Source organism: Desulfosarcina sp. (genome assembly GCF_046496365.1).
Lineage (GTDB): Bacteria > Desulfobacterota > Desulfobacteria > Desulfobacterales > Desulfosarcinaceae > Desulfosarcina.
Genome location: NZ_JAWOHB010000045.1, coordinates 1 through 19,887, shown reverse-complemented (window position 1 = coordinate 19,887; position 19,887 = coordinate 1). Strand labels below are relative to the sequence as shown.

Here is a 19,887-nt window from a genome sequence, read left to right as displayed (position 1 = left end):
TCTGATATTCCGGAGGGATGCCCGGCCCGTCGTCTTTCACGGACAGATGGACCTGGAGGCCGACCTTTTTGGCGATCAGTTGTATGTGTCCGCCCCGGCTCACATACCGTAGGGCATTGGAAATCAGGTTGGTCAACACCCAGGTGATCTTGTTGGCGTCCGCACGAACGCCGGGCAAATCCTCGGCCACTTCTGCAGTGAGCGTGATTTCCTTTATGCTCAGCTGGTTATTGAAAACCGACATGGCATGGTCGAACAGCGTGGCAACCGGAACACGCTCGAACGCCAGTTCGATACTGCCGGCCTCGATTTCGGACAGATCGAGCAGATCGCTGACCAGGGCCTTCATCCTATGAACCTCCTCGTGAGCCGCCTGCAAAAGGGCGCGATCCTTGCCGGCAAGCCCCTCGGCGGCGTGTTCCCGGAGCAGATCCACACTCATGCCCAGACTGGTCAGCGGAGTGCGCAGTTCGTGAGAGGCCGCCATGACGAATTCACTCTTGAGCCGCTCCACCTCCTTCAAACGGGTGATGTCCTTGAGCAGCAGTACGATGCCGAGCAGGCTACGGTCCCTCCCGCGGATGGCCGTGACGGAAAACAAGTAGTGGCAGGGCCGGTTTTTGTCCCTCAGGGTGACGATGCGCTGTTCATCGGGAATGTCGGGTTGCACGCCCGTCTCGACGGTTTTTCGCATCAGGTCGCAGATATGCGGGTCCGGCAGAAGGTCTTCGCAGTAGGAAGTGGCATTTTCGGCAAACCCCAAATCCAGCAACCGGCGCGCGGCCGGATTGATGCCGGTCACCTTGAGCGTGGTGTCGAAGACCACCAGGCCATCCTCGATGCTGGATAGAATCGCCTCCCCCTTGTTCTTTTCCGAAACGATCTGCTCGATGTTCATCTCGTGGTACCGGCCGAGCTGAGTGGCCATTAGATTGAATTCGTCGGCCAGACGGCCCCGTTCGTCACCGGTTTCCACGGGCACCTGAACCGCATAATCGCCCGAGGAGATCTGCCGGGATGCCTCCATGAAACGCCGAATGGGCCGGACGATCCGCTCCGCGAGATACAGGCTGAACAGTAACGCCACGATCAGTGCCGACGCCGCTACGAGCACCGTGGACCAGATGGCGCGATTGGCCACCTTGCCGGCCCGCACACTGGCGGCGTACATGGTCTCTTCGTTGAGATTGCGCAGGCTGATGCACCCTTTGCGCACCTCGGCGAAAAGGGGGTAGGACGTCTCCTGATAATAGGCGGGCCGCAAGGGTGGTTGGTTCGCGGCGCGCCAATCGGTCAAAGCGGAAAAATACCGCCGGTAGGCCGCGTAATCCGCTTCGATGGATCGGAGAAGTTCCGCCTCGCCGGCAATCGTGATGTTGTCCTTGGCGCGGGCCAGCCAGCCAAGAAAGACCGCCTCGTTATCACGGAATTGAGCGATCCCTTTTTCCGCATCGTCCAGGAACAGGAGCAGAATGCCGCTGTCCTGACGTTCCAGGGCATCCACCATGTTCTCGGCGGCGAGGATGCTGCGGTAGTTCTCGCTCAGGATGGCCTCCGTGGCCCGGCCCAGAGATACCAGATTGGTAACCGCCCAGGCGACCACCAAACCCATGAGAACAAAGGCGACGCCGTAACCGATCAGTATTTTCTTTTTCAACGCCATGGGACACCCTTCCTCCATGCCCCCATCGGAGCAAGATGCGCAATTCAAAGGCAATATGCGTACCTAAATGCTAACTGATTATTTTCATTACTGATTGACGGTCAGCGGTGGGATTTGTCAGGCGGGTGGGGTAAGGCATCTTGCATGTTGCAAGCAATTGACCGTGCAACCTGCACGGTCAATCCAACTGATATTTTTTACGCTTGCGCCATAAGGTGGCAGGGTCTATTTCCAGAACCTTCGCAGCCTCTTCAAGTGAAGGGGAATGCGATATCACGTTTTGTATATGCATTTTTTCAATTTCGACCAGGCTTTTCAAAGCAGTCGCAGCTGAAGCCGAAGGGTTGAAATTTGCAATGTGGGGGGGCAGGTCGCTTGCCTTCAGCTCTGAATCCTGGGCCATGATGACAGACCGTTCAATGGCGTTGATCAGTTCCCGGATATTACCCGGCCAGGTATAGTTTTGCAGCCGCTGCATTGCATCGGCTGAGATGTGTTGAACCGCTTTTTCATTCAAGCGGCCGGATTGTTTCAGATAATGGTCGGCCAGCAGCGTGACGTCTTCAGGCCTTTCCCTCAAAGGAGGCAAGAAGATCTCCAGGACGTTTAATCTGAAATAGAGATCCTCTCTAAAAGATCCACTGCGGACCATCTCCTCCAGGTCCTTGTTCGTGGCGGCAATGATGCGGACATCCACGGTATACGGTTTAGGATCTCCCACACGCTCATATTCGCGGTGTTGAATGAATCGAAGCATTTTTCCCTGCACAGTCACCGGGATCTCAGAAACTTCATCTACGAAAACAGTGCCACCTTCAGCCAACTTGAGTTTGCCTTCCTTATCACGAAGCGCGCCAGTGAAGGCACCCTTGATGTGGCCAAACAAGTCACTTTCCAAGAGGCTTTCCTGGAGTGCGGCGCAATCGACGGTAACAAATGGTTTGCCTGTTCTCGAACTCCAATCATGAATCAAGTGTGCCAGCAGCCCTTTGCCGGTGCCGCTTTCTCCGCTGATTAAAACAATGGCTTCCGAATCGGCTGCCTGGCGCGCTGTTTTCAGGATTTTTCGCATTCTGTGGTTTCGGGTCAGCACGCCTCCTTCGGAAAAAATACCTTTAAGTGTGGCGATCTCGATCTCCATGTGATGGAAGCGTTTCAGCCTTTCCAGCACCAGGTCGAGCTGGCCGGGAACAAATGGTTTGGGGAGATAGTCAAAGGCGCCCATTTTTACGGCGCTGACCGCCGTCTCGATGGTGGCGTAGGCGGTAATCATCAGAACCTGGGTTTTAATGCCGCTGGCCACAATCTCTTTTAGTACGTCCAGACCATTGCGATCCGGCAGTTTCATGTCCAGCAGCACCAGTTCGGGCGATCCGTTGCGGAGATTCCGGAGGCCATCCTCACCGGAGGTTGCCTTGAGGACTTCAAAGCCTTTATCTTCGAGGTACATTTCCAGTGTGGTCAAAATGTTCTTATCATCGTCAATGATCAGCGCTTTTTTCACGCTCTCCCTCCATTTTCGACGGGAATCCAGAATGTAAAGCACGTACCCTTTCCGACCGTGCTTTCAACCTCGATGTCCCCACCATGCTGCTCAATGATATCCTTGACGATGGCCAGGCCGAGTCCGATCGTGCCGCCCTTGCCACGCTCGGAAAATTGTGTGAAGCGGTCAAAGATATGCGGCAAAAATTGGGGGTTGATGCCGCTGCCCGTATCCATGCATTGAAAAAAGAACCGGGTTCCCTGCCTGTACACCTTGAGACCGATTCGTCCGCCACGGTCTGTATAACGCAGTGCATTTCCGACCAGATTGGTGATGACCCAGGGAAAGCGGAAAGAATCGATGGTGACGTGGGGCAAATTTTCGGGGATGTCGATATCAATCGCAATGCCTCTGCTGTCTGCCTGTTTCGTCAGCGGCGTCAGGCATTCGTGGAGTACAATGGCGATATCGAGTGTCTCTTTCGGTCGCGGTGGCGACATGGCTTCAAGCCGGGACAGATCCACAAGCTCATTGATTAATGCTGTCAGACGGGTGCAATCATCATGTGCGGTGGTTATAAGCTTGGCCATTTTTTCAGCCCCAAAACCATCATCGCGGTTATTAAGCATCCCTATACTCATGGACAGTGATGTCATCGGCGTTTTGAGCTGATGGGAAATGTCGGCGATGAACCGGCCTTTGGCTTCCTCGCTGCGACGAACCTTTTCCCTTTCGCTGGCGATGATCTCTCCTCGATGCCGATCGTATTGCTTCAGACGGTTGAACAGTCGGTTGAAGGATTGGGTTAAATAGCCTATCTCATCGTTGGTTCGTGATTCAACGGCAGGGTATACACCGCTTCCCTCCCGGGTATTTAAAAGCTGACCGGCAAGCGTCATGATTGGTTTGGCGATGCGATAGGAAAAAAAGTAGCTCAAGACCAATATGCCGGTAATGATAATCCCAAACAGCACGGCAGCGTTCCGTTGCGCCTGGCTTGCCAGAGAACGGGTTTCCTGCTCAGCATGCTCCATGGCGGCTTCATTGATGGTGACCAGGTCGTCAATGAGAAAAACCATTTCTGCTGTCAGTGCAAGAAAATCAGCAAATCGACTTCTTGCCCATAGGTCATCCTGGTTGGCCTGGAGAGAATTTACAAGCGGTTCATACTTGGCGTAATTTTGGAATAAGCGGTCGATCAATTCACGTTCACCGGTTTCAGTTATGTTTTCGCGGCAAACGTTCAGATTGGTGGACAATTTTATCAGCTTTTCCCGTGAAACAATGACCCCGCTTTGCCTCTGGTAAACTTGCCCAAGCAGCGGATTGCGTATCTCTTCGAGCGTTTTCCGGGCTTCTTGTGCGGCACGGATGCTTTTGTAGTTTTTGGAAAGGATTTGTTCGGCGCTGTAACCTAAGGCCTCTAAATATTGGTTGTTTATAAGTGCGGCTGCCAACAACGCCATCGTCGGCACAAGGCTCACCAAAAATATTTTGAACCGGATGGGATGCCGGATGGGATTTTTTTCTGTTTTTTCTTTGTTCATCGCACTGAAAATTTTAACGCCTGTGTATTGATCTCTCTATCCGTATATACGGAAAAATTTTCAACACAACAACATGGAGATGAAAATTATTCGGAAAATCAAGTGGATCGAACCATATGAGCGCGCCGACTATGACTTGATGGTTCCAACGATCAGCGTCAACTTCAACCCCCCATGCAACAACACCATCCGTCTGACCGAAAAGGGCAGCCTGCTGGCCAGGGCCGGCCGGGGAGCGATCATGGCAACCTTCCATCCCTTGAAACGCTTTGTCAGGTGCCGGCAGATGTCCATGAACAGATCATCCGCCTGTTTCGCGGAACCGATGCGGACACCATAGGGTGGATTGATCGCCACCAGCCCCGTCCCGCCGCCATACTGAGCGGCCTCGCATTGGAAAAAATCCTTTTGCCCCACCTGGACGGCATCCGACAACCCGTTGCCGGCAATCATGCCGGTCAGCCTTTCGCAGGCACCTGCGTCAATATCCGACGCAAAGATCAGGGATTGTTCCAAATCCTGCACTTGTGCTTCGGCTTCCCGCTTCATAAACCCCCACTGGCTTTCACGAAACGCCGGCCAGCCCATGAAAGCGAACGTCCGCTTCACGCCCGGGGCCATCTGTTTGGCCATCATGGCCGCTTCGAGGGAAAAGGTGCCGGACCCGCACAAGGGATCCACCAGGGGCCGTCGGGGGTCGTAGCCGGCGGTCATGAGTATGGCCGCCGCCAGGGTTTCACGAATGGGGGCCCGGGCCTGACCCGCCTTCAGCCCCCGCTTGTAAAGCGGATCTCCACTGCTGTCCAGGGAGAGGGTAAACCGGTCTTCCACCGCACGCACGAACAGGGTCTGGGGAATCGACGCGGGCGCGGAACCCAAGGAGCCGATCGACCGTGTGGCGATGCCGCTTTGCAAGCCTTCCGTGATGGCTTCCGTGTGATAGAGTCTTGATCGCCGGCTGCTCACCCTGATATCAGGCATACGCCCGGATGGAAGAAACAGCTCCCATGGAATTTCGGAAGATTTTCTTTCCAGCTGGCGCTCGTTCGTAGCGGCAAACGCGCCGATACGCAGGAGAATACGCGTGACCGTGCGAAGATGGAGGTTGGCCCGCTGGCAGTCCGCCAGCCGACCGGTGAACGTCACGCCTCCGGTGTGCATGGACATGGCTGTGGGATCAATGCCCATGCCAATCAATTCCTGACGGCAGAGAATCTCGAAGTCCGGGGAGGTGATTGCATGGTAAGCGCGAACGCGACCGGCGACGTGACGGCGGACACGCTTGTTGAAGGCGCTGTCACCGACATGATCGTTTTTCACATTCATGGGGATCGAATCAGCCATCGCTTTGGACAATCACTGGACGGGGAAAGGACTTGATTAACCGCTGCATCAATATTAAGTTGCCTGACGAACGCATCCTATCAGTTCGATTACAGATGTTCAATCACCGTCGTTCACCCTTGACGCCGCGGCACTGAAGGCCGCCGGCCTTTTCAAGGGTATGCTTCAGAAAGCACCCGCTGCCATGTCCACCGTCATGATTCGAAAAGCCGCCTACACCGAAGAGGTGCTTCGACCCATCGTTTTCGAGATGCTCGAATCCCATGAGGGGCCGATCATCGACACGGGAGACCGGGTGCTGATCAAACCCAATTTTCTCGCCCCGGCAGGACCCGAAAAAGCAGTGACCACCCACCCGCTGATTCTCAAGGCGGCCGCGGAATTCGCTTTGGCCAAAGGGGCCCGGGTCCAGATATCGGACAGCCCGGCCATGGGCAGTTTTTCGAAGCTGTGGAAGAAAGGTGGCTACGAGGAAATTCTCAAAGGCCTCGACGTGATGGTCAAACCTTTTGAAAAAACAGTAGCGGCGGACGTGGGCGAACCCTTCGGCAGCATCGACATCGCCAAAGATGCCATGGAAGCAGACGTGGTCATCAACCTGGCCAAACTCAAGACCCACACCCAGATGATGCTGACATTGGGGGTCAAAAACGTATTCGGCTGCATCGTCGGCCTGAAAAAACCCGAGTGGCACATGCGCACGGGCGTGGATCGACATATGTTTGGACGGCTGATTGTCGGCATCTACGAAGCTGTCGGGCCGGCCTACACCATCCTGGACGGCATTTTGGCCATGGAAGGCCAGGGACCGGGCAAAAGCGGCACGCCCCGGGAGTTGGGTCTGTTGATGGGCGGCAAAAGCGCCCACGCCGTAGATCATGTGGCCTGCCTCCAGGTGGGATTGGACCCCGACACCCTGGAAACCCATCGCAACGCAAGGGCGATGGGGCTGTATGACGGCAGTGTGCACATCAACGGTGACTTGAACATTCTGGATGACTTCCAGTTCCCGGAAATGGGGCCGCTCACCATGGGTCCAAACTTTTTGGGCCGCTTCATGCGCAGGTTCGTTATTCAGCAGCCGGTTGCGGACAACAAAACCTGCAAACTGTGCGGCGAGTGCTGGAAGTATTGTCCGGCCGGCGCCATTGCCTACACGGACCGGGGCATATCGTTTAACACCGACACGTGCATCCGCTGCTATTGCTGTCTGGAGGTGTGCCCCCACGCCGCCATTCGGGCCCAAAAACCGCTGGCCGGAAAATTTCTCGACTGGTTCATGGATAGATAGCTGATAGACAAACAAAAAAACCGCGGTCGCGTTTAAATTCTTGAACAGATATGATAGGGTACCCGAACTTTTGTTTTTGTACATTATCATGAAAGGAAGGTAGCTTATGGCGGGTATCAATAAGGTAATTCTGGTGGGCAATCTGGGGCAGGATCCTGAAATCAGGTATACAGCCGATGGAAGACCGATTGCCAACTTTTCCATTGCAACCACCGACACATGGAAAGACAAAACCAGCGGCGAACGACGGGAGAAGACCGAGTGGCATCGGGTTGTGGTTTTCGGCAAACTGGCCGAAATCTGCGGAGAGTATCTGTCCAAGGGCCGGCAGGTTTACATCGAAGGTCGTCTTCAGACCCGCAAGTGGCAGGGCCAGGATGGTCAGGACCGCTATACGACGGAAATCGTGGTCGATCAACGCGGCACCATGCAGATGCTCGGCTCACGGGAAGGGGGCGGATCCCGGCCCGCTGGGGGGGGAGGAGGCGGCGGCGGCGGTGGTTACCAGGATCAGGGGTATCCCGAACCACCCTATCAGAACGACAAGGAGGATGACATTCCATTCTAGGTTCAAGGTCATCTCAATCCTAAAAGGGGCTGACCATCGCGGCAGACAGCCCCTTTTTTGTTGTCCGGTCCATCGGAAACCGATTATCCCAAAATGGCCTTCAAATCTCCTTCTGCCGTACCGATGGGTTTGATGTCGAAATTTTTCACCAGGGTTTCCAGCACATTGGGCGTGATGAACGCCGGCAGCGTCGGCCCCAGGCGGATGCCCTTGATACCCAGATGAAGCAGGGCCAGCAGTACGCAGACCGCTTTTTGTTCATACCAGGAGATGATCAGCGACAGGGGCAGTTCATTGACCCCCACATTAAACGCCTTGGACAGGGCCGTGGCGATCTGCACGGCTGAATAGGCGTCGTTGCATTGGCCGGCATCGAGCAGCCGGGGGATGCCGCCGATGTCGCCCAGGTCCATGTCGAAAAAACGGTATTTTCCGCAAGCCAGGGTCATCACGATGCAGTCCTTGGGGACCTTTTCCACAAATTCGGTATAGTAATTGCGCCCCGGTTTGGCACCGTCGCAACCGGCCACCAGGAAGAAGTGTCGAATATTGCCGGCCTTGACCGCCTCGATGACCTTGTCAGCCACACCGAGCACCGCATTGCGGGCAAAACCCACCGTCACCTCCTTATCGACATGGTCCTCCGCAAAACCTGGCAGCGCCAGGGCCTGATCGATGACCGGCTTGAAGTTCAGATCGGAGATGTGGGGTATGCCCGGCCAGCCGACCATTCCGCTGGTGAAAAGGTTGGCCTTGTAGTCATTCTTGGGCCGCTGGATGCAGTTGGTGGTCATCAGGATAGCGCCCGGAAACTCGGCGAACTCCTTGATCTGCTTTTGCCATGCCGTGCCGAACTGGCCGTAAAAATGTGGGTAGGCCTTCAGCTTGGGATATCCGTGGGTCGGAAGCATCTCGCCGTGGGTGTAGATGTTGATGCCCGTTCCTTCGGTCTGTTTGAGCAGCTCCTCCAGGTCTTTCAGATCATGGCCCGAAACCAGGATGGCCTTGCCCTTTTTATGTCCCAGCGGCACCTGGGTGGGCACGGGGTGACCATAGGTTTCCGTATTGCCGGCATCGAGCCGTTCCATGGCTTTGTAGGCCGCTTCACCACACCCCAACGCCATGGCCACCCAGTCGTCCACACCCATGTCATCGCGTTGAATAGCCGCAAGGCCTTCATGAACATAGGCGAACACGCTTTCGTCCTCCTGACCCAGGATATGGGCGTGGTCCGCATAGGCGCTGACCCCCTTGATTCCAAACAAAACGGTGTGCTTCAGTGAAAGGATATCAGGGTTGTCGCCGGGATAGGATTTCAACCCCACCTGCTCCGCCTGAGCCAACAGCGCGTCGATACCGGATTGGGGCGCGAACGTGGCGGCGCCCTCCGGCCACACACCATTGCCGCCGGCTGCCTTGACCTTTGCTTTCAGACCTTCACGCTTGGCGACCGTCTGATTGATCAGATTTACAAACCGATCCGGATCAAAATCCACATTGGTCAGGGTGGAAAAGGCCGCCTTGACTGTGAAGACGTTGACATCCCCATCGGAGACCCCGACACGGCGGCCTGACACCGCAACCTGAGACAAACCCATGAGCGCATAGAGCAACAGGTCTTGCAGTGCGGCCACATCGGGCTGCTTGCCGCAAACCCCTTGAACGGTGCAGCCGGTTCCTTTGGCAGTTTGTTCACACTGGTAACAAAACATGATCGACCTCCCTTTCTTTTGCGTTAAGGTGGGTGGAAATTGCCGCCTCAGGCACGCATGGCACGATTGATCAATTTTGCATTTTCACTGAAGCGCGCGCATTCATTCGCCTCTGATCATCACCAGCAGCATTTTAAAGCGCTTTTCCGCATGCAGGGCATGGGAGATGTTGGCCGGCATGATCAGCATTTCACCCTCGCCCACGCTGCGAGGCTGGCCCCCGATGGTAATTCTTGCCTGACCGTCAAGGATATATACCACCGCATCGAAAGGGGCCGTATGTTCACTGAGGCCCTGGCCGGCGTCGAAGGCGAAAAGGGTGAGGTTGCCGGTCGTTTTTTTAAGCAGGGTTTTGCTGACGACGGAATCATCTGCATAGTCGACAGAATTCGCCAGGTGAAATGCATTTCCTTTCAGTTTAACAGGTTCAGTGGTCATGTAAACCTCCTTTTTTGTCCAGAATGCCAATCGATCAAGAACCATGTTGTCAAAACTATAACCATGGATAGGATCGATACAATGATTCCGATTGCCGTCGACCTGACGTCGGCGATGAATACCCGGTACCGTTGCCAGAAAATGCTTGACAGCCGGGATGCCCCCTGCGTGTGGCCGGCAAACGTCCGTGAAGTGGTGGCGGTTGAGGGCCTTCGTCATCCTGGCCGCTGGAGAAAAACGGGTGTTGCGACATTTGACTACCCCGTCGTCGTGCAGGTGAGTGACATCGGTTGGACCGGCTGCGCTGAGATACGACCGTGGCGGGCCATGACGGTTCCGCTGAAGGCCACCGCGGCCATGAAATTTCCCAGGGCGAGGGACCAGACAGTGGAACTGTTGCGGGATTTTCCCAGAAAAATCATAGGCTAATTGAAGACGGTCTGGCTGAAACGCCCTTTGAAGGGCACCGTGATCAGGCTTTCGGCGTAGCCGATCCGTGCGGGTGTCAAGGCCCGCACCAGCACCAGTCCAGGCTGCGTAACCAGAAAGGCATCGCCCTCTTCGAGTACATAGTCACGGATATCGCATTCCTGAGTGACCCACACGCTTCCCTGGAGACAAAACAGGGTTTGCTGCCGGCGTTTTCCCTTTAACCCCCAGCCCTGACCGGCGGCCAGATCAACTAGCGTGTCCGGTGTACTCAGGTTTGAGAGAAAAAATCGCTTTTGAGAATCCATGACGCGGCCGGAATCCAGAGATTGATGATTCATTGCTGCCTCCTCACCCTGCCCTTCACCGTGGCAGGATCGATAGAGCGATAAAAAAATCAGCCGTAGAACCAGGTCGTTCCGTCGACCCGTACCGCACGGGCCCAAGGCATCCACGCTGAAGGCAACCTGCGTTACCCTGACATGATGAATACAATTTCCGGAAAAAGAATAACAGCCACAATATTAATGTTTTGTTATGAGTACAGTTATGGTAGTTTTGCATCTGTGCTGGTTATTAAGCTGCACAATTGTACTGATTGAAGCCTCAGGGTCCTTGAGTCGAAGGGTTGTCCATGGGTAAAACACCAAAATATCAGCAGGTAGCCGACCAGTTGACGCGTCTGATCGAAGAAGGGGCCTTCGGCCCGGGAGCGGCAGCGCCGTCGGTTCGCAAGTTGAGCCAGCAGTGGAAAGTCAGCATCACCACGATCCTCAAAGCCTACTACCTTCTGGAGGCGCGAGGCCTGTTGGTTCCCCGTCCGAGATCAGGGTTCTATGTCAGCAGCCAGCTGCCCAGCGAGCCCCCTGAACCGGCGCTCTCCGATCCTGAATCGGACCCCAGCTCCGTCGGAATGCGCGAACTGATTACCATGATCGTTTTGCGCGACACGCTCAACCCCAAACTGACCCAGCTGGGCGCAGCACACCCGGCTCAGGAACTCACCGCAACCCGGCAGCTGAACCGGATCATGGCCGCTGCGGCGCGCCGCATGGGCGATCGCGCCGGTCTGTATATGGCCCCGCCCGGCAACAAGCCCCTTCGCCAACAGATCGTCAGGCATGCGGTGGCCGCCGGCTGCACGCTGGACGCTGACGAAATCATCATCACCTCAGGCTGCGGCGAAGCCGTTTCCAGCTGCCTGCAAGCCGTCTGTCGCCCAGGAGACACCGTTGCCGTGGAGTCGCCGATCTGTTTCGACGTGTTTCAGTACATGGAGAACCTCCGCCTCAAAGCCCTGGAAATCCCCACACACCCCAGGGACGGCATCAGCCTGGAAGCGCTGGGCTTTGCCCTGGAAAACAATTCCGTGCAGGCCTGCCTGGTCATTTCCAACTTCAACAATCCTCTGGGAAGCTGTATTCCGGATGCGCGCAAAAAAGCGCTGGTCAAACTGCTTGCATCTCACGACATCCCCTTGATTGAAAACGATATCTTCGGGGACATACACTTTTCCGCCGAACGGCCCCTGTCCGCCAAGGCCTTTGATACCAAAGGCCTGGTCTTGTGGTGCGCCTCGTTTTCCAAGACGCTGTCACCGGGACTCAGGGTCGGCTGGGCCGCACCCGGGAGATACCAATCAACGGTGGGTTGGCTGAAATACAGCACCAGCCTGGCCGCAGCCACCTTGCCGCAGGTTGCTGTGGCCGAATTTATGAATCAGGGAGGCTACCACCAGCACCTGCGTCGGATTCGCCGTGCATATCAGGACCGCGTGGCGGAACTGCGACGGGCAGTGATCCGCTTCTTTCCACCCGACATTCGCGTGACTGATCCAGCCGGAGGCTATCTGCTGTGGATTGAATTGCCCGAGGAGATCGATACACTCGTGTTGTATCAAACCGCCTTGAATGAAGGCATCGCCATCACTCCAGGCCATCTTTTCTCAACCGGCAACCGCTACCGGAATTTCATCCGACTGAATGCGGCCAACTGGTCCGATGCGGCAGCACCGGCCATCCGGCGTTTAGGTCAGGTCATCGACAGGATGTTAAGGCAGGGTTAAAAACGCCCTCGTTTCCACTATACGTGACCGTAATAGTCTCGATGCACGGCAACGGAAAAGGCGTAATCGAGAAGCGTGCCCCAACTGAAAACCGGCAGGTCCGTGGCCCGCTGAACGGCCCGGGCAAAGGGCTGCATTCCGGTGCACTCGAGCATAAGCGCTGCGATCCGTGGATGGGCATTACAAAAGTCAGTACATATCCGGATCATATCCGTTTCCGCTCTATCGTAATATATTTCGGGCACCTCGGGCCGTTTTTCATGATCCCACAGGTTGTCGAATTCAGGGCAGCCATATTGGTCCTGGGCGCCGGCGACGATGAACCGGCTGTTAAGGTCGATGCCCACGTTTTCAAGGTGCGCATCGGTCAAAAACCGTTTCTGGGCGCAAACGATGCCCACGACTTTTTCCGGCCCGATGACCTGCTGAATAAAGGGCACCTGGAGCAGGCTGGACATGAAAACGGGTACGGCCACATGCCGGGCCACGTCTCTTTGAAAATAGGCAAAATAACCGCATTCCGCGGCAATCGCCCGGCAGCCCATACGTTCAAGCCGGGCGGCGGCACGCAGGATGGGCTCACGGCAGGGCGTTTTGTCAGGCTCCCACACCAGGGTGTGGTTGTCTACGCCCTCGGCAATTTCGTACTGCACCGGATAGGGAAAGGCGCTGGCATTGCGTACATCCCCCGGGAATCCAGGGTAGGCATCGTCCAGCACCATGATACCGATGCCCATGCCGTAGCAGGTGTGGTTGTTGCGCGTACGGATATGGTTGATGCCGACATCCCGATTGCCGTAGATCATGACGTCCTCCTGTTTCAAGTATTGCAGGGGGTCGAATTCCCCCATGCCTGGCTGCATATCGCCGACAGCCGTCCCCGGTCGACGCCCTGCCGCAGCATGCAATCATCCAGATCGGCAAGCAGCGCCGGATCCATGGGCGGTGAAGCGTAGCTGTCCAGCATGGCCTGTTGCCGGTCGGCGATGCTTTCCAGGTATTTATCCGACGGTGACCCCCCGCCGCCGGTGTTTCCGCTTACGCCGATACGCGGATTCCAGGAATGCGTCCGGCATTTTTTCAACGTGTCCATGGTTGTGAGAAATTGCCCTCCCGGTCCGACACGCCCGATCAGTTCCAAGTTGAGCGTGTCTGGATTAACCTCCAGGTCCTTGAGAAAATACTTCACCATGTCGATGATTTGGATGTCCATGATGAATTTTTCATAGGATACGGCTGCGAAACTGTCCAGCGTACCGGCACTGTGAACAACGACGTTCACCCCGTTTTGAAATGTCGTCAGCATGTTTAACATGCTTTCGTAGCCGCTTTGCGGGGAGAGGTACGGGGAATCGGTGAGGGTACCGCCGCAGCGACTGGGCAGGCGGTACATACGGGCCAGCGCCGCGGTGTACGTTGATTGCAGCGTATAGGCAGGCGAACCGATTGAGATGTTTCCGGTCCTCAGATCGGCGCCCAGGCATTGAAGGCCGAAGATCACCGGCGTTCCAGGACGGATAGTCTGGACGATGGCAATACCGGCAAGCGCCTCGGCGGTGGCCAGGGAGATGTTGGCCGCCATGTCGATGGGGCCGGTGGTTCCGGCCGCCGGGGACGGTGAAATAATTACCGGCTGATTATGCTGTGCCGCGATGATCATGGCGTCAAGGGCATTTTTATCGATCTGGAGCGGGCTGATGGTGTTGATCAAGGTCAGGAGGTGCGGCTTGGCGGTAAACGCCGCCCGGCCGCCGAAGGCAATCGCTGCCAGATCCATAAGCGCCTGCATCTGCGACCGATTACCCAAGACGCCCATGAGGCACTTGTCCGAACTCAGCATGGCCGCGTAAAGCATCAACAGATGGCTCTGCTCTGCCGGGACGTCGGATGGCTGGGCCAAAATGCCACCGTTGATATTAAAATGCGGGCATTGGTGGACCAGTTTGGCCAAGCGGACGTAATCCGCCATCACGGCATTGCGCCGCTTGCCATCCGGCGCGCAGATGGTCGCACAACCGTATCCGGGGGCGCAGTTCACATGGTCGCCCCCGATGACTATGTCATGGCATGGATTGCGGCCACGCAGGGTGAATGAAGCGGGTGCCCGGTGAATTGCGTCCATGATGAAACCAGGCGTGAAAAAAGCCGTGTGGTTGTTGACCGACACCCCTTGTTGTCGAATCCGTTGGATGAGTTCCGCATGATGCAGTTTGATGCCGACCGTTTCCAGGATCCGTAGTGCCTGGTTATGAATGGCAGTCAAATTATCTTTCATAAGGTCCAAACACCCCTATATATAGGGTTAAGGGTTGATCCTTGACGCAACAAACTGTATAAGAAGGCCAAGACTGACACGCAAGATCGAGTCAACGATCTCGAAAAAAGAAAACCGCATTGGCCACCAGAAAGGTGGATCAACCGGCGGCAGGCCGGAGAAAATCACGACTACGGATGGATCGACGCACCTTTCTGGCTAAAATCGCCGGACTTCTCATCGGCGGTTGGCTCAATTCCCGTATTCCGGTTTCAGCGGAATTGTTTTTCCCACCGATCGTCGGTCCACCCCGCATCGCCCTGATCATCGATGACATCGGTTTCAATCTCAGACGGACCGAACCGTTTTTGGAAGCTGGCATTCCGATAACCTTTTCGGTCTTGCCGCGACTTTGCTGGTCCGTAGAATCGGCTCTGGCCCTTCACGACCACGGTCATGAAATCATGCTCCATCAGCCCATGGAGCCTTTCGACACCGCGTTGGACCCGGGCCCCGGGGCCATTTTTGTAAGTGATCGGCAGGAATGTATTCACCAGGTTGTTGCCGAAAATATTGCTGCCCTGCCACACCTGGTCGGCGTCAACAACCACATGGGGTCCAAATACACGCAACAGCCAAAAAAAATGGGACAAGCCCTGGACGTGGTCAAAAACTGCGGCCTGTTTTTTATAGACAGTCTGACCACCGGACATTCCACTGCTTACGCCTGTGCCCGGCAAATGGGTGTGTCGGCCAAACAACGGGATCTGTTTCTCGACAACCAGCAGGATGTCGCATCGGTCGTCCGTCAGATGCAGCGGCTTCGAATCCGCGCGCAAAAGCGCGGCAGCGCAATCGGGATCGGTCATCCGCGACGAAATACCGCCGAAGCCATCATCCGTTTTTTAGACCAGCCCGAGAGCAGGGACATCGCGTTTGTCCACATTTCACAGATGATTTAAGCCGTCCGCGATTCATTCTCCGGGGCCACAAACCACGCCTTCTTGCGATACACCAGATCCTGGCTGCGGGCGATGGGGGTGCCGGTTTTTTCATCCATCACCGTGATTTCGTATAACCCAATTCTTCCCCCCAGATGGCACTCCTTGGCTTCGGCCACCAGACGATCACCCACCTTGGACGGGTTGAGAAAGCAGATATTTACATTCAAGGCAACGGCCACCTGCCCCCGGGAATTGCTGGCGGCGGCGAAAGCCAGGTCTCCCAGGGCGAACACCAGGCCGCCGTGGGTGATCCCGTGAAAATTGGTCATCTGCGCGGTGACGGTCAGCGAGACCCGGCTGTGCCCGGGTGTCACGATCGTCACCTCCGCGCCCAGGAACCGGGCAAAGGCATCATCCTGAATGTGAGCATCAATGGCTGCTTGGCGTGTTTCATCATGCATGCGTCATCCTCCTCAGCGGCAACTGTAGCCTGGCAAAGCAGTATCGATAGGTTTATTTTTCGTTTGAAGCCTCCCCGCGGCAAGCCGCAGAAAAGCTTCCCCGTAAGGATAAACAATCGATTCTCAGTTCGCGGTTCAAGCCAAGCACGCTGTCATTGCCGCCGTTACAGGAAATGCACCGGCGGCAACCCTTCCCTCAACCGAACCGCTTCCATCAGGCCAACTGTCCCGGTCATCATGTTGTCCCCCCATGGCGCGCCGAAGCTTATGGGCAGTGCCGATGCCAGGGCCAGCCGCCGGCGGGGGCCGGTTGCCAAAATCAACTCGACCTTGTCGAAACCAAAAGCGCTGCGAATGTAGGCTCCGTGGCCGCCCTCATCCAAAACCCGCCGGTGGGATAGTTTGCCATCGGGCAAATCCCTTAGAAGCCTGTCCAGCCGTTCAGCGGTGATGTCAGTGGTGTGATACTCGAAAAAGCCGCACAGGGTGCCTTCTTCCATAGCAGCACCCACGGTGTGGGAGGTGGCGATATCAAGTACGAGAATTCGTTTTTTGCCGGCTGCCAACACATCCTTGGATGCGCCGAGGATGGCCGCCATACCCGAATCCATTACATAGACCCGATCAGTGGGCAGGGCTTGCGCTGCTTTGGCGATGGCTGCCAGACGGGTCATCTGCGGGGGGACCTGGTCGGATCGATAAAGCATGGCCTGGGGAACTGGATTTTGCGTTAGGGCCGTCGTGAACATCCGGTGCCTGAAATCCAGATGGGAGCTCCCGGGGGGCGCAGCACCGTGATCCTGGGCGCAAACAGCTACAGCATCGAATTCAAATGGAACGCCAAAGCCGTTGACAAGGTGTTGCAGCCGGCCGGTCTGAAGATCCCCGGTGTGGAAAGGGTGATACCGCGGATCATTCTGCAACCCCTCGGCCGTGGCCGCATCCACCACGCGGATGCCATGGGCGACCACTCGCCGCAGGTCGTGATGGATGGTGGCGGCGGATGGTTCCGACATCACCACCTCTGCCATTCTGGCACGATCAATCAAGGCCTGGGAGACCGGGCCGCCACCCATCTCGCACCCGGTGACCACCAGGTTTCCACGGGTTTTGCTGATCTCGTCAGCCAGTACACGCACCGGTGCCCGGGCCACCGCTTTGTAGTGAAGGTCCTGTTCGCTGTCATAGCAGAGCATGTCCAGGGTGCCTGCCCCTATATCCACCAGCAGATAGCGTCCCATGGCACCTTCCTTTAGGTCGACTTGAATTTACTGATCTGGTCTTTGAGAAATTGCTTGAAGCCGCTTCTCTCTTTATCAAAGGCCTGCTCCAGGGGGATGCGGTTGCGGTTTTCGATAAGCGTTTTAATAACGCCCAACAGCTGAGGATCGGCCTGAACGATCTGGGAGGCAATGGTTTTGGCTCGCTCCAGCAGGTGCTCCCGGGGCAAAACTTCGTTGACCAGCCCCCAGGCCAGCGCCGTGTGGGCGTATATGGGCTGGCAGGTAAAGGAGATCTGCTTGGCCCGGCGCTGACCCACGGTCTGTTGGAGCAACTGAGTCATACCCCATCCTGGATGGATACCCACGCGGGCATGGGTATCGGAGAACTGCGCATTTTCTGCGGCGATGATAAAATCGCAATTCAGGGCCAGCTCGAAGCCGCCGGTGATGGCGTGGCCGTTGACCGCACCGATGATCGGTTTTTTGCAGGCGCGCATGAGATCCGGCAGGTCGCTGCCGTCGCCGCGCGGGTTGAAGAGGTTCTCCCTGCCAATGGCCTCCAGGTCCAGGCCGGCACAAAAGGAGGGCCCGTTGCCGGTAATGATGCCGACGCCAACATCGCTTCGGCGGGCCACATCGTCCAGGGCGTTGTAAAGATGAATCAGCAGCTGCTGGTTGATGGCGTTGCGCCGCTCGGGACGGTTGAGGGTGATCAATGCTATCTGGTTTTCCACGTCTAACAGTACGGGGGGTGCCATCGCTTTTCTCCGTTCAGCTTTAAACCCAAAGCGGTGATTATGCGTCTACATCATACAAAATCGCCCCGGGAATCGTTTTCTAAGGCGTTGGCTGCCATAATTTGCCTGGGATCATCGACAATCAGTCCGTCCACCCCCATGGCCAGGATCCGACACGTGTCTATTTTTCCATCCACCGCATAGGGAAATACCCGTGCCCCCAGACCGTGAAGCGTTTCCACCTGTTGCCGGGTCACCACGCGGTAGTCCGGGTGCCACGAGAAACCCCCGATGCGCCGAAACCAGTAGATCAGGTTCTCGTCCGCAGGAACGTCCGAGAGCAGGCCTAAAGCGGCACGCGGATCCATCTTACGCAGATTTTCCAGCACCTGCCATTCGAAGCTTGAATACAAGACATCCTCACCCACCTGTTTTTCATGGACCAGGGCAAGCACCTGCCGTTCCACGGCATCTTTGGGACCATGGGCTTGGAAGGCTTCGGGCTTGATCTCGATGTTTATCAAAATGCGCCCTTTTGCCAGGTCCAACACCTGAGCCAAGGTAGGCAACCTCTCGGATTTGAACCGTGGATGGAACCAGCTGCCGGCGTCCAGTCGACTGAGCTGCTCCAGGGAAAGCGCTTTGACCGCACCGCTTCCACTTGTTGTTCGGTCCACGGTTTCGTCATGGATCACGATCAGTTGGCGATCCTTCGACAAGGTGACATCCAGTTCGATCATCGCGGCGTTGACATCAATGGCACCACCGAAGGCGGCCAGGGTATTCTCGGGATATCGGGCGCTGACACCCCGGTGTGCAATGAACAAAGGTGTTGGAAAGCAGTTGATATTCATTTATACAGTTTCTCTAAACAGGTTTCAGAACAAGTCCAAGGGCGCACCTGGTTGCAAGCCGACTGGTCCTATGCAAATGGACTGAAAGTACAGCAACAGCCATAGGAATTCAATGCAAATAAGACCTTGCACGACGCAGGCAGACTTCGGTCGCCATCTTGGAAAAGCCCACCGAACCTTTAGCCCCAGCCTGCCGAACAGCATCCCTAAACACACGGCCCAATGCAATGAAATGGATTGAACGCTTTCCCCGTGATCAAAAACAGCAGCTTCGCTATGTGCTGACCGACATCGACGACACCCTTACCGTGAACGGACGTCTGCCTGCCGTCGCCTTTGCGGCCTTGGAAGCCCTTCAACGGGGCGGTATTCGGGTTGTTCCCATCACAGGCCGTCCGGCGGGCTGGTGCGACCACATTGCCCGCATGTGGCCGGTGGACGGGCTGGTTGGGGAAAATGGCGCCTTCTATTTTCGCTACGATGGCCGGGGAAAAAAAATGATCCGACGGTACTGGAAGTCAAAAGATGAACGATGCGCCGATCGGGCTCAAGGTGACCCCCGACACCAGCGCCCACGACGGGCGCTTCGACGTCACGGTGATCAGCAGCCGCTCCCTGTGGGACCTGATCCTCGTGCTGTTCCGCATGCTGACCTGGCGCTACCGGCCCACCGAGCGCCTGCACCACTTCCAGGCCGAGAAGGTGGTGATCGCCACCGATCCGCCCGTCGCCGTGCAGATCGACGGCGAGGACCTCGGGCAGACCCCGCTGGCGGCGGAGGTCCGGCGCGGCGGCGGGCGGATCGGTGGCGATCACCACCTTCTCGGCCTGGAAGTGGTGCAGGCGCTCGGTGGGCCGGTAGCGCCAGGTC

Annotated in this window: 19 protein-coding genes and 1 pseudogene; 7 read left to right on the top strand and 13 right to left on the bottom strand. The window is 56.4% G+C overall.

The features are described from left to right. From R6V78_RS03180 to R6V78_RS03165, 4 genes are all read right to left on the bottom strand, one after another. A partial coding sequence (locus tag R6V78_RS03180) for a histidine kinase dimerization/phospho-acceptor domain-containing protein (protein WP_410287878.1) occupies positions 1-1,663 on the bottom strand: 1,663 nt, incomplete at its 3' end. A 178-nt stretch (positions 1,664-1,841) separates the two neighbouring features. Continuing rightward, positions 1,842-3,167, bottom strand: a complete 1,326-nt coding sequence (locus R6V78_RS03175; RefSeq protein ID WP_410287877.1) for a sigma-54-dependent transcriptional regulator — start codon at positions 3,165-3,167, stop codon at positions 1,842-1,844. Then, positions 3,164-4,696: a sensor histidine kinase gene (locus tag R6V78_RS03170; protein ID WP_410287876.1), complete on the bottom strand. Its 1,533-nt coding sequence runs from the start codon at positions 4,694-4,696 to the stop codon at positions 3,164-3,166. Before R6V78_RS03170 ends, R6V78_RS03175 begins: the two co-directional genes overlap by 4 nt. Before the next feature lie 129 nt (positions 4,697-4,825). Then, positions 4,826-6,040 carry a class I SAM-dependent RNA methyltransferase gene (locus R6V78_RS03165; RefSeq protein ID WP_410287875.1) on the bottom strand — a complete coding sequence of 405 codons (1,215 nt, stop codon included), beginning with the start codon at positions 6,038-6,040 and terminating at the stop codon, positions 4,826-4,828. A gap of 160 nt (positions 6,041-6,200) precedes the next feature. On the opposite strand from R6V78_RS03165, the gene R6V78_RS03160 reads away from it, so the two are divergent. Both R6V78_RS03160 and ssb read left to right on the top strand, forming a co-directional pair. Further along, entirely contained in the window at positions 6,201-7,331 is a 1,131-nt protein-coding gene (locus tag R6V78_RS03160) for a DUF362 domain-containing protein (protein WP_410287874.1), read from the top strand. 106 nt (positions 7,332-7,437) lie between these two features. Further along, complete coding sequence (gene ssb, locus R6V78_RS03155) at positions 7,438-7,899, top strand: single-stranded DNA-binding protein (protein WP_410287873.1); 462 nt, start codon at positions 7,438-7,440, stop codon at positions 7,897-7,899. Positions 7,900-7,982: 83 nt separating this feature from the next. Here ssb and hcp read toward each other — a convergent pair whose 3' ends face one another. Both hcp and R6V78_RS03145 read right to left on the bottom strand, forming a co-directional pair. Beyond that, on the bottom strand, positions 7,983-9,611 hold the full coding sequence (gene hcp, locus R6V78_RS03150; protein WP_410287872.1) for a hydroxylamine reductase: 1,629 nt from the start codon (positions 9,609-9,611) through the stop codon (positions 7,983-7,985). A gap of 102 nt (positions 9,612-9,713) precedes the next feature. Further along, positions 9,714-10,049 carry a cupin domain-containing protein gene (locus tag R6V78_RS03145; RefSeq protein WP_410287871.1) on the bottom strand — a complete coding sequence of 112 codons (336 nt, stop codon included), beginning with the start codon at positions 10,047-10,049 and terminating at the stop codon, positions 9,714-9,716. An 81-nt stretch (positions 10,050-10,130) separates the two neighbouring features. On the opposite strand from R6V78_RS03145, the gene R6V78_RS03140 reads away from it, so the two are divergent. Continuing rightward, the gene (locus R6V78_RS03140) at positions 10,131-10,478 is read left to right on the top strand and encodes a hypothetical protein (protein WP_410287870.1); all 348 of its coding nucleotides are present in this window, start codon (positions 10,131-10,133) and stop codon (positions 10,476-10,478) included. On the opposite strand, the gene R6V78_RS03135 is transcribed toward R6V78_RS03140, so the two are convergent. Continuing rightward, positions 10,475-10,819 carry a DUF2917 domain-containing protein gene (locus tag R6V78_RS03135; RefSeq protein ID WP_410287869.1) on the bottom strand — a complete coding sequence of 115 codons (345 nt, stop codon included), beginning with the start codon at positions 10,817-10,819 and terminating at the stop codon, positions 10,475-10,477. The two genes, R6V78_RS03140 and R6V78_RS03135, sit on opposite strands and share 4 nt — an antisense overlap. 293 nt (positions 10,820-11,112) lie before the next feature. Here R6V78_RS03135 and R6V78_RS03130 point away from each other — a divergent pair, with 293 nt between their 5' ends. Next, on the top strand, positions 11,113-12,543 hold the full coding sequence (locus tag R6V78_RS03130; RefSeq protein WP_410287868.1) for a PLP-dependent aminotransferase family protein: 1,431 nt from the start codon (positions 11,113-11,115) through the stop codon (positions 12,541-12,543). A gap of 17 nt (positions 12,544-12,560) precedes the next feature. Here R6V78_RS03130 and R6V78_RS03125 read toward each other — a convergent pair whose 3' ends face one another. Beyond that, positions 12,561-13,349 carry an aspartate/glutamate racemase family protein gene (locus R6V78_RS03125; protein ID WP_410287867.1) on the bottom strand — a complete coding sequence of 263 codons (789 nt, stop codon included), beginning with the start codon at positions 13,347-13,349 and terminating at the stop codon, positions 12,561-12,563. A 14-nt stretch (positions 13,350-13,363) separates the two neighbouring features. Next, positions 13,364-14,818 carry a trimethylamine methyltransferase family protein gene (locus R6V78_RS03120; RefSeq protein ID WP_410287866.1) on the bottom strand — a complete coding sequence of 485 codons (1,455 nt, stop codon included), beginning with the start codon at positions 14,816-14,818 and terminating at the stop codon, positions 13,364-13,366. Between the two features lie 119 nt (positions 14,819-14,937). On the opposite strand from R6V78_RS03120, the gene R6V78_RS03115 reads away from it, so the two are divergent. Further along, on the top strand, positions 14,938-15,759 hold the full coding sequence (locus R6V78_RS03115; RefSeq protein WP_410287865.1) for a divergent polysaccharide deacetylase family protein: 822 nt from the start codon (positions 14,938-14,940) through the stop codon (positions 15,757-15,759). Here the strand turns inward: R6V78_RS03115 and R6V78_RS03110 are convergent. The 4 genes from R6V78_RS03110 to R6V78_RS03095 all read right to left on the bottom strand — a co-directional run bounded on the left by R6V78_RS03110 (position 15,756) and on the right by R6V78_RS03095 (position 19,016). Next, positions 15,756-16,202, bottom strand: a complete 447-nt coding sequence (locus R6V78_RS03110) for a hotdog fold thioesterase (RefSeq protein ID WP_410287864.1) — start codon at positions 16,200-16,202, stop codon at positions 15,756-15,758. The genes R6V78_RS03115 and R6V78_RS03110 overlap by 4 nt on opposite strands. Before the next feature lie 164 nt (positions 16,203-16,366). Then, on the bottom strand, positions 16,367-17,443 hold the full coding sequence (locus tag R6V78_RS03105; protein WP_410287863.1) for a DUF1786 family protein: 1,077 nt from the start codon (positions 17,441-17,443) through the stop codon (positions 16,367-16,369). Between the two features lie 11 nt (positions 17,444-17,454). Further along, the gene (locus tag R6V78_RS03100) at positions 17,455-18,183 is read right to left on the bottom strand and encodes an enoyl-CoA hydratase (RefSeq protein WP_410287862.1); all 729 of its coding nucleotides are present in this window, start codon (positions 18,181-18,183) and stop codon (positions 17,455-17,457) included. A gap of 50 nt (positions 18,184-18,233) precedes the next feature. Then, on the bottom strand, positions 18,234-19,016 hold the full coding sequence (locus R6V78_RS03095) for a glycerophosphodiester phosphodiesterase (protein ID WP_410287861.1): 783 nt from the start codon (positions 19,014-19,016) through the stop codon (positions 18,234-18,236). Between the two features lie 227 nt (positions 19,017-19,243). On the opposite strand from R6V78_RS03095, the pseudogene R6V78_RS03090 reads away from it, so the two are divergent. Next, positions 19,244-19,501: pseudogene (locus R6V78_RS03090) on the top strand (HAD family hydrolase); the annotation flags it as partial. Between the two features lie 40 nt (positions 19,502-19,541). Continuing rightward, the coding region (locus R6V78_RS03085) for a diacylglycerol/lipid kinase family protein (RefSeq protein ID WP_410287860.1) at positions 19,542-19,887 on the top strand (346 nt) is incomplete at its 3' end.

Bases quoted from the DNA above. Each gene is read 5' to 3' on its own strand.
- R6V78_RS03170 (WP_410287876.1), bottom strand. From the start codon at position 4,696: ATGAACAAAGAAAAAACAGAAAAAAATCCCATCCGGCATCCCATCCGG.
- R6V78_RS03165 (WP_410287875.1), bottom strand. From the start codon at position 6,040: ATGGCTGATTCGATCCCCATGAATGTGAAAAACGATCATGTCGGTGAC.
- R6V78_RS03160 (WP_410287874.1), top strand. From the start codon at position 6,201: ATGCTTCAGAAAGCACCCGCTGCCATGTCCACCGTCATGATTCGAAAA.
- ssb (WP_410287873.1), top strand. From the start codon at position 7,438: ATGGCGGGTATCAATAAGGTAATTCTGGTGGGCAATCTGGGGCAGGAT.
- hcp (WP_410287872.1), bottom strand. From the start codon at position 9,611: ATGTTTTGTTACCAGTGTGAACAAACTGCCAAAGGAACCGGCTGCACC.
- R6V78_RS03145 (WP_410287871.1), bottom strand. From the start codon at position 10,049: ATGACCACTGAACCTGTTAAACTGAAAGGAAATGCATTTCACCTGGCG.
- R6V78_RS03140 (WP_410287870.1), top strand. From the start codon at position 10,131: ATGATTCCGATTGCCGTCGACCTGACGTCGGCGATGAATACCCGGTAC.
- R6V78_RS03135 (WP_410287869.1), bottom strand. From the start codon at position 10,819: ATGAATCATCAATCTCTGGATTCCGGCCGCGTCATGGATTCTCAAAAG.
- R6V78_RS03130 (WP_410287868.1), top strand. From the start codon at position 11,113: ATGGGTAAAACACCAAAATATCAGCAGGTAGCCGACCAGTTGACGCGT.
- R6V78_RS03125 (WP_410287867.1), bottom strand. From the start codon at position 13,349: ATGATCTACGGCAATCGGGATGTCGGCATCAACCATATCCGTACGCGC.
- R6V78_RS03120 (WP_410287866.1), bottom strand. From the start codon at position 14,818: ATGAAAGATAATTTGACTGCCATTCATAACCAGGCACTACGGATCCTG.
- R6V78_RS03110 (WP_410287864.1), bottom strand. From the start codon at position 16,202: ATGCATGATGAAACACGCCAAGCAGCCATTGATGCTCACATTCAGGAT.
- R6V78_RS03105 (WP_410287863.1), bottom strand. From the start codon at position 17,443: ATGGGACGCTATCTGCTGGTGGATATAGGGGCAGGCACCCTGGACATG.
- R6V78_RS03100 (WP_410287862.1), bottom strand. From the start codon at position 18,183: ATGGCACCCCCCGTACTGTTAGACGTGGAAAACCAGATAGCATTGATC.
- R6V78_RS03095 (WP_410287861.1), bottom strand. From the start codon at position 19,016: ATGAATATCAACTGCTTTCCAACACCTTTGTTCATTGCACACCGGGGT.